The 16,456-nt window shown below is 35.1% G+C and carries 14 protein-coding genes; all 14 read left to right on the forward strand.

The window, feature by feature from the left end:
- Positions 1 to 64 precede the first annotated feature (64 nt).
- On the forward strand, positions 65 to 1,318 hold the full coding sequence (gene fabF, locus WN975_RS20035; RefSeq protein ID WP_337968028.1) for a beta-ketoacyl-ACP synthase II: 1,254 nt from the start codon (positions 65 to 67) through the stop codon (positions 1,316 to 1,318).
- 9 nt (positions 1,319 to 1,327) lie between these two features.
- The gene (gene rnc, locus WN975_RS20040; protein WP_099710246.1) at positions 1,328 to 2,068 is read left to right on the forward strand and encodes a ribonuclease III; all 741 of its coding nucleotides are present in this window, start codon (positions 1,328 to 1,330) and stop codon (positions 2,066 to 2,068) included.
- Positions 2,069 to 2,193: 125 nt separating this feature from the next.
- The gene (locus WN975_RS20045) at positions 2,194 to 2,682 is read left to right on the forward strand and encodes an IPExxxVDY family protein (RefSeq protein WP_099710247.1); all 489 of its coding nucleotides are present in this window, start codon (positions 2,194 to 2,196) and stop codon (positions 2,680 to 2,682) included.
- 5 nt (positions 2,683 to 2,687) lie between these two features.
- Complete coding sequence (gene pyk, locus WN975_RS20050; protein WP_337968029.1) at positions 2,688 to 4,118, forward strand: pyruvate kinase; 1,431 nt, start codon at positions 2,688 to 2,690, stop codon at positions 4,116 to 4,118.
- Positions 4,119 to 4,575: 457 nt separating this feature from the next.
- Entirely contained in the window at positions 4,576 to 6,225 is a 1,650-nt protein-coding gene (locus WN975_RS20055) for an arylsulfatase (RefSeq protein ID WP_337968030.1), read from the forward strand.
- A gap of 81 nt (positions 6,226 to 6,306) precedes the next feature.
- Positions 6,307 to 7,326 (forward strand): HAD family hydrolase, encoded by a 1,020-nt coding sequence (locus WN975_RS20060; protein ID WP_337968031.1) that lies wholly within the window; start codon positions 6,307 to 6,309, stop codon positions 7,324 to 7,326.
- Between the two features lie 102 nt (positions 7,327 to 7,428).
- Positions 7,429 to 8,256 carry a hypothetical protein gene (locus tag WN975_RS20065; RefSeq protein ID WP_337968032.1) on the forward strand — a complete coding sequence of 276 codons (828 nt, stop codon included), beginning with the start codon at positions 7,429 to 7,431 and terminating at the stop codon, positions 8,254 to 8,256.
- A gap of 33 nt (positions 8,257 to 8,289) precedes the next feature.
- Positions 8,290 to 9,636: a DUF1214 domain-containing protein gene (locus WN975_RS20070; RefSeq protein WP_337968033.1), complete on the forward strand. Its 1,347-nt coding sequence runs from the start codon at positions 8,290 to 8,292 to the stop codon at positions 9,634 to 9,636.
- Positions 9,637 to 9,670: 34 nt separating this feature from the next.
- The gene (locus WN975_RS20075; RefSeq protein ID WP_337968034.1) at positions 9,671 to 11,143 is read left to right on the forward strand and encodes a DUF1254 domain-containing protein; all 1,473 of its coding nucleotides are present in this window, start codon (positions 9,671 to 9,673) and stop codon (positions 11,141 to 11,143) included.
- Positions 11,144 to 11,163: 20 nt separating this feature from the next.
- Positions 11,164 to 12,567, forward strand: a complete 1,404-nt coding sequence (locus tag WN975_RS20080; protein WP_337968035.1) for a DUF1254 domain-containing protein — start codon at positions 11,164 to 11,166, stop codon at positions 12,565 to 12,567.
- Between the two features lie 58 nt (positions 12,568 to 12,625).
- Entirely contained in the window at positions 12,626 to 13,411 is a 786-nt protein-coding gene (locus WN975_RS20085; RefSeq protein WP_337968036.1) for a DUF2490 domain-containing protein, read from the forward strand.
- A 5-nt stretch (positions 13,412 to 13,416) separates the two neighbouring features.
- Positions 13,417 to 14,817 carry a DUF2252 domain-containing protein gene (locus tag WN975_RS20090; RefSeq protein WP_337968037.1) on the forward strand — a complete coding sequence of 467 codons (1,401 nt, stop codon included), beginning with the start codon at positions 13,417 to 13,419 and terminating at the stop codon, positions 14,815 to 14,817.
- A 29-nt stretch (positions 14,818 to 14,846) separates the two neighbouring features.
- A complete protein-coding gene (locus tag WN975_RS20095) occupies positions 14,847 to 15,587 on the forward strand; it encodes a DUF2092 domain-containing protein (RefSeq protein ID WP_337968038.1) in 741 nt (246 codons plus the stop codon).
- Between the two features lie 19 nt (positions 15,588 to 15,606).
- The gene (locus WN975_RS20100) at positions 15,607 to 16,362 is read left to right on the forward strand and encodes a DUF6515 family protein (RefSeq protein WP_337968039.1); all 756 of its coding nucleotides are present in this window, start codon (positions 15,607 to 15,609) and stop codon (positions 16,360 to 16,362) included.
- The last annotated feature ends 94 nt before the right edge of the window (positions 16,363 to 16,456 follow it).

The following is a 16,456-nucleotide window of genomic DNA, read 5'->3' on the forward strand; positions in this document are numbered from 1 at the left end:
TTAAGTAACAATACTGTTAAGAAAGCGTGGGTTTTATTTGTTTAAAGTACAAAATACATATTTTATGACGTTAAAGCGAGTTGTTGTAACAGGATTAGGTGCTCTTACTCCTATTGGGAATAATATCCAGGATTACTGGGACGCACTTGTGAATGGGGTAAGCGGAGCCGCTCCTATCACGTATTATGATACAGAAAAGCATAAAACGAAATTTGCCTGCGAAGTAAAAAACTTCAATATTGAAGATTACATGGATCGTAAGGAATCTCGTAGATTAGATAAATTCGCTCAATATGCTGTTGCTGCAAGTGATGAAGCTATCAAAGATGCCGGACTTACTAATGATAATATCGACAAAACAAGAGTTGGTGTTATTTGGGGAGCTGGAATTGGAGGTTTAGAAACTTTTCAGGAAGAAGTAATTTATTATGCTAAAGGTGACGGAACTCCTAAATTCAATCCGTTTTTTATTCCTAAAATGATTGCCGATATTGCACCAGCACACATTTCGATGCGTAATGGTTATATGGGACCAAATTATACTACTGTTTCTGCATGTGCATCTTCTGCAAATGCTTTAATTGATGCTTTCAACTACATTCGTTTAGGAATGTGTGATGTTATTGTATCAGGTGGATCTGAAGCAGCGATTACTATTGCAGGTATGGGAGGTTTTAATTCTATGCACGCTTTATCTACAAGAAACGAAAGTCCGGAAACGGCTTCAAGACCTTTTGATGCAACCAGAGATGGTTTTGTATTAGGAGAAGGAGCAGGAGCTTTAGTTCTTGAAGAATACGAACATGCTAAAGCCAGAGGCGCAAAAATTTATTGTGAAATTGGTGGTGGTGGAATGTCATCTGATGCGTATCACTTAACTGCACCACATCCGGAGGGAATTGGAGTTATTGCAGTTATGAAAAACACATTGAGAGACGCTGGAATGAATCCTGAAGATGTTGATCATATCAATACACACGGAACTTCTACTCCGTTAGGAGATGTTGCCGAATTAAAAGCAATCAGTGCTGTTTTTGGTGAACATGCAAAAAACATCAATATCAATTCAACAAAATCAATGACAGGACATTTACTTGGTGCTGCCGGAGCTATCGAAGCAATTGCTTCTATCTTAGCAATGCAACACAGTATTGTTCCTCCAACTATTAATCATACAGTAGTTGATGAAAACATTGATCCGTCATTGAATCTTACCTTAAACAAACCTCAAAAAAGAGAAGTAAATGTTGCTATGAGTAACACTTTTGGTTTTGGTGGACACAATGCTTGTGTATTGTTTAAAAAATTAGTTGACTAATTTCTGTATATGAATTTTATCAAAAAAATATTTTCTAAATCCCGTTCTCTAGAAGACGGGATTTTTTTTGACACTATTCAGAAAATACTTGGATTTGAGCCGGGAACAATCGATTTTTATAAGAAAGCTTTTACGCATCGTTCTTCGAATAAATTAGACGAATCCGGACATCCAATAAATTACGAACGATTAGAATTTTTAGGAGATGCTATGTTAAGTGCCGTTATTGCAGCACATTTATTTAACAAAGCACCAAATGGCGACGAAGGATATCTGACCAAAATGAGATCAAAGATTGTGAGTCGCGAACACTTAAATGAGTTAGGTAAAGATTTAAATCTGGTTCGTTTTGTAGAAAGCAAAGTGCCAATTCAGCATTTTGGAGAAAATATTCATGGTAATATTTTTGAATCACTTATAGGTGCAATTTATTTAGACAAGGGATACTCGTTTTGCGAAAGATTTATTCAAAAAAGAGTTGTTACTCCATATGTTGATATTGCACGACTTGAGGGAAAGGTTATTAGTTATAAAAGTTTGGTTATCGAATGGTGTCAGAAAGAAAAGAGAGTCTTTCATTACGACATTTTTGAAGATAACGGTATTGATGGTCAACGCTTATTTGGAGTTAAATTAAGTATAGACGACAAAGTAATCGCAAGAGCGCGAGCAACTTCAAAAAAGAAAGCAGAAGAGAAAGCATCGCAAAGAGCTTATTTTGCATTTCAGGAAAAAATAGATAAGAAATAACGACAAAATTGTCGCAACTTTCTTAATGCTATAACGTTTTCGTTTATAAATTAACAAAAACATACACGTCATAACTATTGATGCTTCGATAGAAATAGTATATTTACACCTTGATTTTTCATGATATGGCTATTCATAGATTGGATTTAGACGAATTTGACGAAATTGATTATTATTTAATGGCAATTCATACTTCATTAGAAGATTATAGATTGGCCTATTTTATCAATAAAAACCTTCCGATAAACCTAAGTAAGAGCAAGAACGAGATCCACGCTCAAACAAAAGAAGGTGAGGCAAATTTTTCGAGATTCTATTATTATGATTCCGAAAAGGCAATTTCATGGAATTTAATTCAGAATAAAAATGAAATCATTTCTGTGAGTAAGAATGATCTTCAAGATTTGTTTTCCAATGAAACAAGTGAGGTTTCGACAACAATTCATTTACTTCCTGAATTCAAAAAAGTAGATTTTTTCCTGAAAATAGAAAATAGTGAAGAGACTATTGATTTTTCAGAAATTCAACAACAATTAAATACCATTGATAGTATTGCGGCAATTTATGCTGTAGATACCAACAAAATAAAATCAAAAAACAATCTAATTTTTTAAAAAAAATGTTAACAAACAAGAAAACCAAAATTGTTGCTACACTTGGGCCTGCATGTAGTACGAGAGAGATTATCAAGGATATGATCGATGCAGGTGTTAATGTGTTTAGAGTCAATTTTTCGCATGCAGATTACGAAGGTGTAAAGGATAAAATTAATATTATTAGAGGTCTAAACGAAGAGTTTGGTTACACGACTGCAATCCTTGGAGATTTGCAAGGACCAAAACTTAGAGTTGGTGTGATGGAAGAAGGAACTGTTGTTCATGATGGTGATTTAATCACTTTTACAACTGCAGAAGATATTATTGGAACAGCTCAAAAAGTGTTCATGAAATATCAAAATTTTCCAAATGATGTTAACCCTGGAGAGCGTATTTTGCTTGATGATGGTAAATTGATTTTCGAAATTATTTCTACTGATAAAAAGACTGAAGTTGTTGCTAAAGTAATTCAAGGTGGAGAGTTAAAATCTAAAAAAGGAGTTAACTTACCAAACACTAAAATTTCTTTGCCAGCTTTAACTGAAAAAGATATTGCTGATGCAATTTTTGCAATTGAGCAAAAAGTAGACTGGATTGCACTTTCGTTTGTAAAAACACCACGCGATTTACAAGATCTACAAGAATTGATCGCTAAACATTCAGAATATAAAATTCCAATTGTTGCTAAAATTGAAATGCCGGAAGCTCTTGAGAACATGGATAAAATTGTAGCATATTGTGACGCTTTAATGGTTGCTCGTGGAGATTTAGGAGTTGAACTTCCTGCACATGAAGTACCATTGGTTCAAAAAGATTTGATCCGCAGAGCAAAAACAGCTAGAATTCCTGTTATCGTTGCAACGCAAATGATGGAAACAATGATTACTAGTTTAACTCCAACAAGAGCTGAAGTAAACGACGTTGCAAACTCTGTAATGGATGGAGCTGATGCTGTAATGTTATCTGGAGAAACTGCTACAGGAAATTATCCGGTACAAGTTATTCAAAAAATGACTCAAATTTGTGAGGCTGTTGAGGATTCAGAATTAATTCACGTTCCACAAAATACTCCACAAATCAAAACTAAACGTTTTATTACTAAAACAGTTTGTCATCAGGCAGCTTTATTAGCAAATGAAATCAAAGCTAAAGCAATTTGTACTTTAACAAATAGTGGTTATACAGCTTTTCAAATTTCAGCTTGGAGACCATCTGCACATATTTTAGTATTTACTTCAAACAAAAGAATCTTAACACAATTGAATTTATTATGGGGAGTAAAATCATACTTCTATGATAAAGACGAAAGTACAGATGATACTGTAACTGATGTTAACGAAATTGCAAAAGAAAAAGGATATGTTGTAAAAGGTGATTATTTGATTAACCTTGCAGCAATGCCAATTAAAGATAAAGGAATGGTTAACACCATGAGAGTTTCTGAAATAGAATAATTTTCTTTTTAAAATTATATAAAAGCCATTCGATATCGAATGGCTTTTTTTTGCTTAAAACTATTTCGGAATATAGTTTTATAATTCATCATAAAAAGATTTGTTTCTTATTCATTTCTATTTTTAGACAATACTTCTTTCTATAACAATATTCCTGTTTTTTGATTTTTCAATGTTTCATTTTGCAAAATGCAACGTAATTAAATGAAAAAACACCTTTTTCATGTTTCATTTTATAAAATGAAACAATGTCAAGCCTTATAAATGCTATTGTTCGATTTTTTATTAGCTATTTTTGAGATAGTTAACTAAAAGTTAAAAAAATTCCTGTTGCATATTGAACTCCCCAAAAATATTAAAAAACTGGAACGCATTAGATTTATCTTTCTTTATAAAAACAATTAAGTAGTATTTTTCCTATATTTGAATAAAAGAATTATTAACAAATTTTATTACCATGAAACAAAGTAAATTTAAAATTGGAATTCGAAATTCGATGATGCTATTTGCATTAGCTTGTTTTTCAGTAACACAAGCACAGAACGCTAAAAAGCCCAATATTCTTATAATTTGGGGTGATGATATTGGTATAAGTAATATTAGCACTTACAGTAACGGCTTAATGGGGTATCAAACTCCTAACATTGACCGTATTGCTAATGAAGGAATAAAGTTTTTACATTATTATGGAGAACAAAGCTGTACTGCCGGACGTGCTGCATTGCTAACAGGTCAGCAAGGTATCCGTACAGGTTTGACTAAAGTAGGATTTCCGGGTGCTCCAATGGGAATGAATCAGTTAGATCCTTCTATTGGTGGAATTATGAAAAATCTTGGTTATGCTACAGGACAGTTTGGTAAAAATCACGTAGGAGATAGAAATGAAAACTTGCCTACTGTAAATGGATTTGATGAATATTTTGGAAGTTTATATCATCTAAATGCTTCAGAAGAACCAGAATTACCGGATTATCCTAAAGATCCTGCTTTCTTTAATAAATTTGGACCTCGTGGAGTTTTAAAATGTACAGCAACAAGTTCAGATGATGCTACAGTAGATCCGCGTTTTGGAAAAATTGGAAAACAAAGAATTGAAGATACAGGTCCTCTTACTAAAAAAAGAATGGAAACTATAGATGATGAAACATCTGCTGCAGCTATTGATTATATCAAAAGACAAAATTCTGCCGGTAAACCTTTCTTTGTTTGGTATAATGCTACTCGTATGCACTTGCGTACACACGTAAGAGCAGAACATCGTGGAAAATATACACATGGTGATAGCGAATATATTGATGGTATGATCGAACACGACTTTACTGTTGGAGAACTGTTAAAAGCATTAGACGATTTAGGAATTGCCGATAATACTATCGTAGTTTATTCTTCTGATAATGGACCTCACATGAATAGCTGGCCAGATGCGGCAATGACACCATTTCGTTCTGAAAAAGATACCAACTGGGAAGGAGCTTTCCGTGTACCTTGCGTAGTTCGTTGGCCAGGACATATTAAACCGGGACAAATTAGTGACCAATTAATGTCTCACCTTGATTGGATGCCAACTTTAGCATCTATTGCCGGAGAACCAGATTTAGTAAAAAAATTATTGAGTGGCTATAAAGCTAATGGTATCAACTATAAAGTACACTTAGACGGTTATGATCAATCAGCATTTTTAGAAGGGAAAAGTCCTAAAAGTGCCAGAGATAAATTTTTCTATTCTGATGATGATGGTTTACTTGTAGCGCTGCGAAAAGGAGATTATAAATCTGTTTTTGCAGAACAACGCTCTCCTGGAACTTTAGAGCTTTGGGCAGAACCTTTTACAAAATTACGTTTACAAAAAATGTACAATTTATACCAAGATCCATACGAAAGAGCTGATATAACATCTAATACATATTGGGATTGGATCTTAAATCACGTATACTATGGATACGAGTATATTGCTGAAGTAGCAGAATTTGCTGAAACTTTCAAAGATTACCCACCACGAGCTATACCGCCAAGTTTCTCTCCTGCAACAATTATGGAAGAAACATTAAATGCGATTAAAATTCAAAAGGTCATTAAATCAGATACACAAACTTCTAAGAAAAAATAAAAATAACATCAGAAGTAGAGAATAATAAAGCTTGAGTTACCCCATAACTCAAGCTTTACAATAATTTAAAAAATCAATATCATGTATAGAAAAATATATATATTGCCCCTCTTTTTATTATTACTGGGCTCGTGCAAAAAGTCTGACACTCTTACTACAACAACAAGTCCAAAAGACAGTACCGCTGCAGTTGCAACAAGTGGAGATCCGCTGCCAAGTTGGAACGATGGAGCTTTAAAGAAAGATATTATCGCTTACGTTACAAAAGTAACTAAAGAAGGAACTCCTGATTTTATTCCGGTTGAAGACAGAATTGCGACTTTTGATAATGACGGAACGCTCTGGGCAGAAAAACCATATGTTCAGGAATTATTTGCTTTTTACAGAGTTAAAAAACTGGTTACGGCAAATCCTGCTTTAGCTCAAAAACAACCTTTTAAAGCTGTAGTCGAAAAAGATAAAACCTATTTTGAAAAAGGAGGAGATAAAGCTCTTATCGAATTGGTTGCTGCAACGCATACTGGTTTAACCGAAGATGAATTCGAAGCTGAAGCAAAAGAGTTTTTTGCAGGCGCTCAATATCCGGGCAAAAATGTTCCTTTAAAACAAATTAGATACCAACCACAATTAGAGTTATTAAATTATTTACGTGCAAACGGATTTAAAACTTTTATTGTTACCGGAGGAACTATAGAATTGGTGCGTGCAATTTCTGCTGATTTCTATGGAATTCCTAAAAATCAGGTTGTAGGTACCTCTTTTAAATATAAATATGACGCTGACAAAAACAGTATAATAAGAGAGCCAGCCTTGGATCTTTTAAATGATAAAGAAGGAAAACCTGTTGGTATACAATTACATATTGGTCAAAGACCTGTATTTGCTTGCGGAAACGAAGGCGGAGCTGGCGATCTTGCCATGCTAAAATATTCTCAGGGTAGTAAATATCCATCATTTCAATTGATCGTAAACCACAACGATTCGATCCGAGAATACAGTTATCAGGAAAAAGACAATTTATCATTAAATACTGCTGCTAAAAACAAGTATCATGTTATTAGTATGAAAGACGACTGGAAGAAGATTTTCCCAGATAAATAATAGGAACTAATCAGAATTAAAATGAAACAACTTTTACAAGTTGAAAGTTGTTTCGTTTTAATTTTTAAGAATGATTAACGAAATCTTTTAAAGTATACGATTATGAAATCTATCATCTCATACAATAGCATCAAATTATTCTTTAGCGTAACTTTTTTTCTTTTAACTTTTGCTGTATTTGCACAGGAAGAGCCGGCTAAAGCAGGAGCAAGTGCTCAGGAATTGGCAGATAAGTTGGCAAATCCGGTGGCAAGCTTAATTAGTGTGCCCTTGCAAAACAATCTTAATTATGGCATTGGTCCTTACAATGGCTCAAAATACACCATAAACATACAACCCGTAATTCCGTTTAAATTAACTGATAATCTTAATCTAATTACGCGTTATATCCTACCGGTTGTAGATCAACGAGATATTACAGGAGAAAATACACATCAGTTTGGATTAAGTGATGCAACTGTAACCGCTTTTTTTGCTCCTAAAACCAAAGGAATTATTTTCGGTTTTGGGCCAGCCTTTTTAATTCCAACAGCTACAGAGAAATTTTTAGGAACAGAGAAATTCGGAATTGGACCTAGTGTATTAGTGATGCATCAGGGAAAAGGACTTTCAGTTGGTTTTTTAGCCAATCAAATTTGGTCTGTTGCAGGAAATGAAAACCGTGCCGATTTTAATAGTTTTTACACTCAAATTTTTGTTTCGCATAGTTATAAAAGCGGAGCCAGTTTAGGTGTGAATGCCGAAATTACTCAGAATTGGGAGGGAAATACAACATTGATTTCCATAAATCCATCGGTTGGAGGAATAACCAAATTTGGAAGTCAGATAGTACAATTTAGTATTCAGCCACTAATTCCAATTGTTGGTCCGCATGAAATAAAACCTGATTGGGGCTTAAGAGCCGTAGTCGCTTTTGTTTTTCCTGGTTAATAAAAATCGTCTCTAAAATTTAAAAAGATTCAAATGAAAAAAGCACTTCTTATTTTAGTTGTAGGGTTTCTATTCATTAGTTGTAAAAAAGAAAGCTCGGCTTCAACGAATACAACTTCAACAGCAGAAAATAATGTAATACCTACAGATCAGGAGATTATAGATGCGTATACGTATTTGTATGGAAGATATCTCGTTATTCAGCAAGAAAATCATGATATAAATGTGGAGAAAGTTGGGTATAATAAAATCAAATATAATCCGCTGGGATCCGCACAATTTGTAAATCCAAACTTAGATGTTGCGTATCTCGAAGCATGGATTGCAGTTGATGCAGCTCACGCCGTTATATTAAATGTTCCTAAAATAGAAGGACGTTATTATACTGCACAACTTCTGGATGGTTGGGGAGAAGTAATTGTAAATATCAACGAGCGTAATTTTCCTAAAACACCTTACGGGAAATTTGCTTTGGTTTTAAAAGGAACAAATCCAGTAATTCCATCAGATGCTGTAAAAATCGAATTGCCATCTGAAAAAGCTAAATTACTGGCTCGTGTAGAACTCAAAGGAACGCCGGATGTGGCACAAAAGCTTCAGAAACAATTTACGTTTAATGTTCCTGACGGAATTAAAATTGCGCCACCAATAACAATTCCGGAATTTACTCCAAAAGCACCAATTGCCGGAGAGATTTTCGATAAAGTCGAAGAAGTAATCAATTCTTATCCTGATACAAATCCTAAAGCAAAAGAATATCAGGAAAAAGCCATCGCAGTTAGTAAATATGCTAAAACTGATGACAAAGCAAAAGCACATATTGATGAAGTAATTAAAACAAAAGCAATTCCGGCATTTTTGGCTGGAGCAAAAGGTTTTGGTACACAAAAAGGAGGCTGGTCAGTAACGTATGTTGCCGGAAAATTTGGCGATGATATTATGGCAAGAGACATTATCAATTATGGAGGTTTATGGGCAAATCAAATTCAGGAAGCTATTTATTTTATTGGACTTACAGATAGTAATAAACAACCTCTAAGTGGTGATAAAGTTTATGAAATTAAGTTTCCTAAAGATCAATTACCAGATTTAGCAGTCAATGCATTTTGGTCCGTTACATTATATAGTGTTCCTGATTACAGAGTTGTTGACAATAAACTAAAAAGATACAATTTGAATAATGTTTCGAATTTAAAGAAAAACCCTGACGGTTCGTTGAGTATTTGGCTGGCTTCGTCATTGCCTAAAGACGTGCCTCAAAGTAACTGGTTACCAACTCCTGCGGGTAAAGGCTTCTCTTTAAATCTACGTATGTATGTTTCGAAAAAAGAAGTTCTGGACGGAAAATGGTTTCCTGCTCCAATTGAACAAAAGAAGTAATTAACGGTATATAAACTTCCAAAAAACAAATAGTATGAAAAATAAATGTCTAATTCTTATTGCTGGAATTTCTTTGATTTTGAATATTGGATGTGAAAAAAAGACAACCATAAATACAGCATCAAACCCCGTTTCTACATCAGGAACTGAAATAAAAATGGATGGAGAATTGCCTTCAAAAGAATCTATTCCGAAACTGTTTGATGAAATGGATTTTCAACAAGCAACACAATGTTATTTGTGGGCATTACCGATTGTGGGTTTTGCCAAATGGCAGTATCAGCATTACAAAACCTTTGGCGCATCAAGTAATGATCTTGTTCTTTATAATTCATATGCTGATCGTTTAGGAATTCTCACAGCGAATGCAACAACTCCATATATACTAACATTCATCGATTTGGGAGTAAATGGTCCAACGGTAATTGAAATGCCTGCTGGTCGTACCGCTGGCGGATTGGCAGATTTTTGGCAAAGAGAACAGGCAACAATTGGAGAAATGGGTCCTGATAAAGGAAAAGGAGGAAAATATGTATTAGTACCGCCAACTATAAAAGATTTTAAAGCTCCTGGTTATTTTATTGTTCCCTGCAATACGGTAAATATGTTTTTTGGTTTCAGAACACTTGATCCGGATCCAAAAGTAACTGAAATGTTATTGAAACAGGTAAAAATTTATCCGTACGCACAAAGAACAAATCCAACTCCGACAAAAGTTGTTAGTCCTCCGGCAGGAAAGAAATGGCTCGGAATTCCGCCAACCGGAATTGCTTATTGGGAACGTCTTCATGCTATTTTACAAAATGAACCCGTAGAAGAACGTGATCGTTTTTTTATGGCATGGCTTAGAAATCTCGGAATAGAAAAAGGCAAACCTTTTGCACCAGACGAACGTCAGAAGAAAATTTTAATTGCGGCTGCAGAAAAAGGACAGCAAATGGCAATGGCGAATTCTTTTGAAAAACGTTTTGCAGATGTAAAACACTGGCCGGATAAACACTGGGATTATGTTTTGATTATGAAAAATGCATCACAGCATGCGGATAATTATGATGAGTTTTTTGAGAGAGCTTCTTATTTCTATGAAGCAGTTACATACTCTCAAGCCATGATGTCTAAAACACCAAATGTGGGTCAGGCATATTTAGGATCTTATTATGATAATGAAGGAAACTGGCTTGACGGAGCTAAAAATTACACTTTAAATGTTCCCGCAAATCCACCGGCAGTAAATTTCTGGTCGATTACAGTTTATGATTCTGCTACACGTTGTTTAATTGATAATCCACAACAAAATGCTGATTTATCTTCCCGTAAGGATCTTATAAAAAATGCTGACGGATCTGTTGATCTTTATTTTGGACCAAAAGCTCCAGCCGGAAAAGAGAAAAATTGGGTACAAACTTTACCCGGAAAACATTGGTTTACCTATATGCGTTTCTACGGACCAACAACTGCTTATTTTGATAAAAGCTGGAAAATGGATGATATCAAAGAAGTAAAGTAAAGTCTTTAATACAACTCAATATGAAAAAGATACTTTTTATAACATTGATTTTAATTTCTTTTTTTTCTTGTAAAAAGAAGGAAACTACAAGTGATCAGGCAACAGCAAATAGTCAAATTATAAAATCGGCAGATTCGGCGAAAGCCATTGCAAAAGAAGCCTGGACTTATATTTTTCCGCTGGCAATGAATTATAGAACGATGCATTTGTATGCCTTAGACAAAACCTATCCGGATTATGCAGGAGGGTTTAATAAATTTAAACATTACGATAAAATTTTTACACCAGCAGATACTGCAGTAGTAACACCAAATAATGATACACCGTATTCGTGGGCAATTCTAAATTTGGCAGATGAACCTGTTGTTTTAGAAGTTCCGGAGATTAAAGACAGATATTATTCTTTTCAGTTTGTTGACTTATATACGTTCAACTTTGCATATGTGGGAAGTCGTGCAACTGGAGATAAAGCAGGAAAATATCTTATTGCCGGACCAGATTGGAAAGGTGAAAAACCGGAAGGAATTGATAAAGTGATTCAGTCCGAAACGAATTTGGTTACGCTATTGGGAAGAACCGAATTGAAAATGGGACAAGGCGATATTGAAAATGTAAAAAAAGTGCAATCTCAATACAAATTAACACCATTGCATGAATTTATAAAAGAAGCCGTTCCACCTCATAAAGAATTTGATTTGCCTTATCCTGAATTTAAACAGGCAGATTTAGGTTCAGCGGAATTTATTGGTTTAGCTAATAATCTATTACAGTATACTTCTTTAAATCCTACGGAATCAGACTTAAAGGCAAAATTTGCCAAAATAGGAATTGTTTCAGGTAAAAAGTTTGATCCCTCCATTTATTCGCCAGAAGTATTGAAAGCAATTAATGAAGGTGCTCAGGAAGCCGGGAAAGAATTGGAAGAAGGAGCAAATAAGCTAACCAATGCAACGGACCTGTTTGGGACAAGAGAAGAATTGAATGGAAATTATACAAAAAGAGCTTTAGGTGCTGCCGCAGGTTTATTTGGAAATACAAAGGAAGAAGCAATATACATTGGAACAAGAACAGATAAAGCAAATAATATTTTATCAGGAAAAAACAAATATGTAATTCGATTTCCAAAAGGACAAACACCAAAAGCTAAATATTTCTGGAGTACAACATTGTATGAATTGCCGAGTCGCTATTTGGTAAATAACCCAATTAACAGATATTCTATTGGAGACAGAACTACGGGTTTAAAATATGAAGCCAATGGAGATTTGATCATTTATATTCAAAACGAAGCTCCTAAAGGAAAGGAATCAAATTGGTTACCAGCTCCAAAAAATGCCTTTTATTACTTAATCCGAATTTATGGTCCGGACGAATCTATATTAAAAGGAATCTGGAAAGCGCCTCAACCAGAACTTGTAAAATAAGAATGTTTTTGGTGGCAATTCTATTTAAGGAAGCATTCGTTTAAATAAAATTAATTCCATGAAGAGAACCAATATTTATAAAACCCTGTTTATTACAATTGTATTGACTCTTTTTTGCAGCGCTGAAATAAACGCTCAAAAAATGGCGCAAAATGTTGCAGCTTGGGTTGGTTACGAAATGTATTTGCCTTTTAAAGAAGACGGAAGATGGGGTTTATTGTTAGAAGGATATTCTAAAGGGAATGATTTTGTATCAGAACTTCAAGGTTCTTTTTATCGTGTAGGAGCCAACTATTATCTTAAAAACGGAAATCGTTTAGGAGCGGGTGTAGCCTATCAATGGGATTTGCCTTATGACGAGGTTTCATTGCCTTACAACAATCCGGATTACAGGATATATGAGCAATTTATTTGGCGTATTGTCAAGAAAGAAGGAAACGAAGTCTGGACACAACGGTTTAGAATGGAGCAACGCTGGCTAGGTCGAAAAGACGATCCAAACAGTACAAGTGATCATTTTGATTATTACAAATTCGAAAATACGTTTAGATATCAGGTTCGTTATCAATATTGGTTTAAACCGCGATGGGCAGCTGTTATTTATGATGAACTTCACATTAGAACAAATGCTGCCAGTGGCAATGAAAATTATCTGGATCAAAACAGATTGTATTTAGGTGGAGCTTATAGTTTGGATAAACGAAGAGAAATTAGAATGGAATTGGGTTATATGAATCAGATTTTTTTTAAATCGCCTGATACAGAAAGTGGCTTAAGCCGAATGAACCATACAATCCGAATTACGTTAACGACAGATTTGCCTTTTAAAAGAAAAGAAAATTAAAAGTTATGATTGAGGAATCTAAAGATAATAGCGAAGACAGATTTGATCCTGCACTATCAAAAGCACATCGTTTTGATCAGGGTGTTGCGCTCAGACAAGTTGCGCCCCGCTCAGTTCATCAGGAATGGAATCCGGCAGAAAATCGCGAAGATCCAATCGAAATTTTAATTAAAACGAGCATTGGAAGAATCGAAAGTTTATTGCCAATTCGATATACCCGAATGATGGAATCGCCTTTTGCATTCTTTAGAGGATCTGCTGCAATTATGGCCGCAGATTTAGCTCAAACGCCTAATACAGGAATTGATCTTCAGCTTTGTGGTGATTGTCATTTAATGAATTTTGGAGGATTTGCAACGCCGGAACGTAAACTGGTCTTTGATATTAATGATTTTGATGAAACATTTCCAGGTCCTTGGGAATGGGATATAAAAAGACTTGCTGCCAGTTTTGTAATTGCCGGAAGATGGAAAAAATTTACGAATAAAGTTTGTAAAGAATTTGCATGGCATGTTGCAGACAGTTACAAAAGACATATGCTGGATTATAGCAAATTATCGGCATTACAAATTTGGTATGCTGATATTGATCTTGCCGAATTAATCGAAAGAGGTGAAGACGAAGAGATAAAATCGTTTCAGCAAAAGCGAATAAAAAAAGCGGCAGAATATACTGCGCATGAAAAAGAGTTTGCAAAAATGACGTATCAGGAAGGTTCGCGTGCCCGAATAAAAGATGATCCGCCTTTAATATATCATCCGACAGGAGAAGAAGGAAAACGAATTTTAAAAGAAGCCGAAACCGTTCATAAGCGTTATCTCGAAACATTGTCTGATGAGAAAAAAGTGCTTTTAAGTCGATATACATTACATGATTTGGCTATAAAGGTGGTAGGAGTAGGAAGCGTGGGAACACTTTGCGGAATTAGTTTATTAATGTCGGCTACAGGCGAACCTATTTTTTTACAGTTTAAAGAAGCAAGACAAAGCGTGTTAGAACCGAATTTAAAAATCAAAGGAAAATACAGTCATCAAGGCGAAAGAATTGTCATGGGACAAAAACTGATGCAATCAGCATCGGATATGTTTTTGGGTTGGACAAACGATGATCATGGCAAATTCTTTTATATCCGCCAATTGCGTGATGCCAAAGTAAAACCTGTTCTTGAAATTATGAAAGCCAAAAACATGGCAGATTATGCAAAAGCCTGCGGATGGGCGCTTGCAAGAGCACATGCCCGTACGGGAGATCCATCTGTTTTGTCTGGGTACATTGGAAAAAGTAATGAATTTGCCAATGCAATTTCGAGATTTTCTCTTTCGTATGCCAATCAAAATGAGTCAGATTATAATAGAATGTTAGAAGCAATAAAAGAAGGAAGATTACCTATTTCAACGGAAGTCTAACCTTTCATTAATTATTAAAAATAGAATATATGGGTAAAAAGTTTTTGTTTTTGATGGGCTTTGTGATCCTTACAATCACGACAAAAGGCCAGACACAGCGTATAGATTCTACGGCTGTTTTTCTATTACATCGGGCTGGGGAAACTTTGCAGGATATAAAGTCTTGCAGTTTTACGGCCATTACAACTTATGATGTTCCAAATGAAAGTTTAGGGCTCATAAAACATGCGATAACAGACAAAGTCGCGATTAAATTTCCAGATAAAATGAAGGTTACTTCAGCAGGAGATAAAGGAAATCGGGGTTTATGGTACAACGGAAAAAAACTAAATTATTATTCCTTCGATAATAACACCTATAGTTTTACTGCTGCTCCAGGTTCTGTAATCGAAACCATTGATGAGGTCAGTAAAAAATTCGGGATTGAATTTCCCGGTGCCGATTTTTTCTATCCAACGTTTTTACAGGATCTTATTTCAGAACAAGGCAATTTAATCTTTCTGGGAAAAACGATAGTCGACGGACGTGAGTGTTTTCATATTGCAGGAAGCGATAAAACAAAAAGTTATCAATTCTGGATAGGAAGCGACGATCTTTTTCTGCCTGTAAAACTTGTAATTATTTATACCAATGATAAAGACAAACCACAATATGAAGCGCTTTATAAAGATTGGACCATAAATAATGATTATCCGGATTCAATGTTTGAATTTACGACGCCACCAAAAGCTGCAAAAGTAAAGTTAGCGCCTAGAGAAAACACAAAATAATCGTATAAACTCCATAGTTATGAAATTATATCAATCCAAAAATAAAATCTCAATCATAATTACTGCATTCTTTGCATTGCTACTTATGATTCCAGAAGATGCAACAGCACAGCGTTTTGGGCATTTTCGCCCTATGCCGATGCCACGACCAATGCCAACACCTCGTCCGTTGCCAACACCTCGTCCGTTGCCACCGCCTCGTCCGTTGCCGCCACCGGGACCCAGACCAATTCCACCAAGACCGCTTCCGCCGCCGCCGCATCCATATCCTTACCCAAGACCATATCCGGTACCATTTCACCCTTATCCGGTGCCATATCCATACATCTATCATCCGTTTGTACCTTATTATTGGGGACCAACATGGTATCCGATAGGATTTTTTGCTGCAACATTAACAACAGCCGCAATTGTAATTTCGGTCGAAAATAATCAATACAATTATGACGATGGTGTTTACTATGTAAAAGAATCCAGTGGCTATAAAGTTGTGCCGGCACCGCTGGGAGCAACAATTTCAGAATTGCCAAAAGGATATGTGACAATTAATGTTTCAGGAACAGAATACTATTATTATGGTGGAGCTTATTATGCAAAAGATACCAGTAAATACAAAGTAGTAAATGCGCCTGTTGGAGCAGTTGTTTCACATCTTCCTGAAGGTGCTGAAGAAAAAACGATTGACGGTCAAAAATACATGATTTATAATAATGTGTATTATCAGCCAATTTCTAAAGACGGACAAGATAGTTATGTTGTCGTTCAGGGAAAATAGAAATTAAAAAAATCAGAACGGGTTGTTTTTTTCGAAATAAGCCGTTCTGACAAATAAGTAAGAATTTTATTTATTTTGTTATGTTAATTAAATA

Origin of the sequence: uncultured Flavobacterium sp., assembly GCF_951805225.1 — a bacterium.
In the GTDB taxonomy this organism is placed as follows: domain Bacteria; phylum Bacteroidota; class Bacteroidia; order Flavobacteriales; family Flavobacteriaceae; genus Flavobacterium.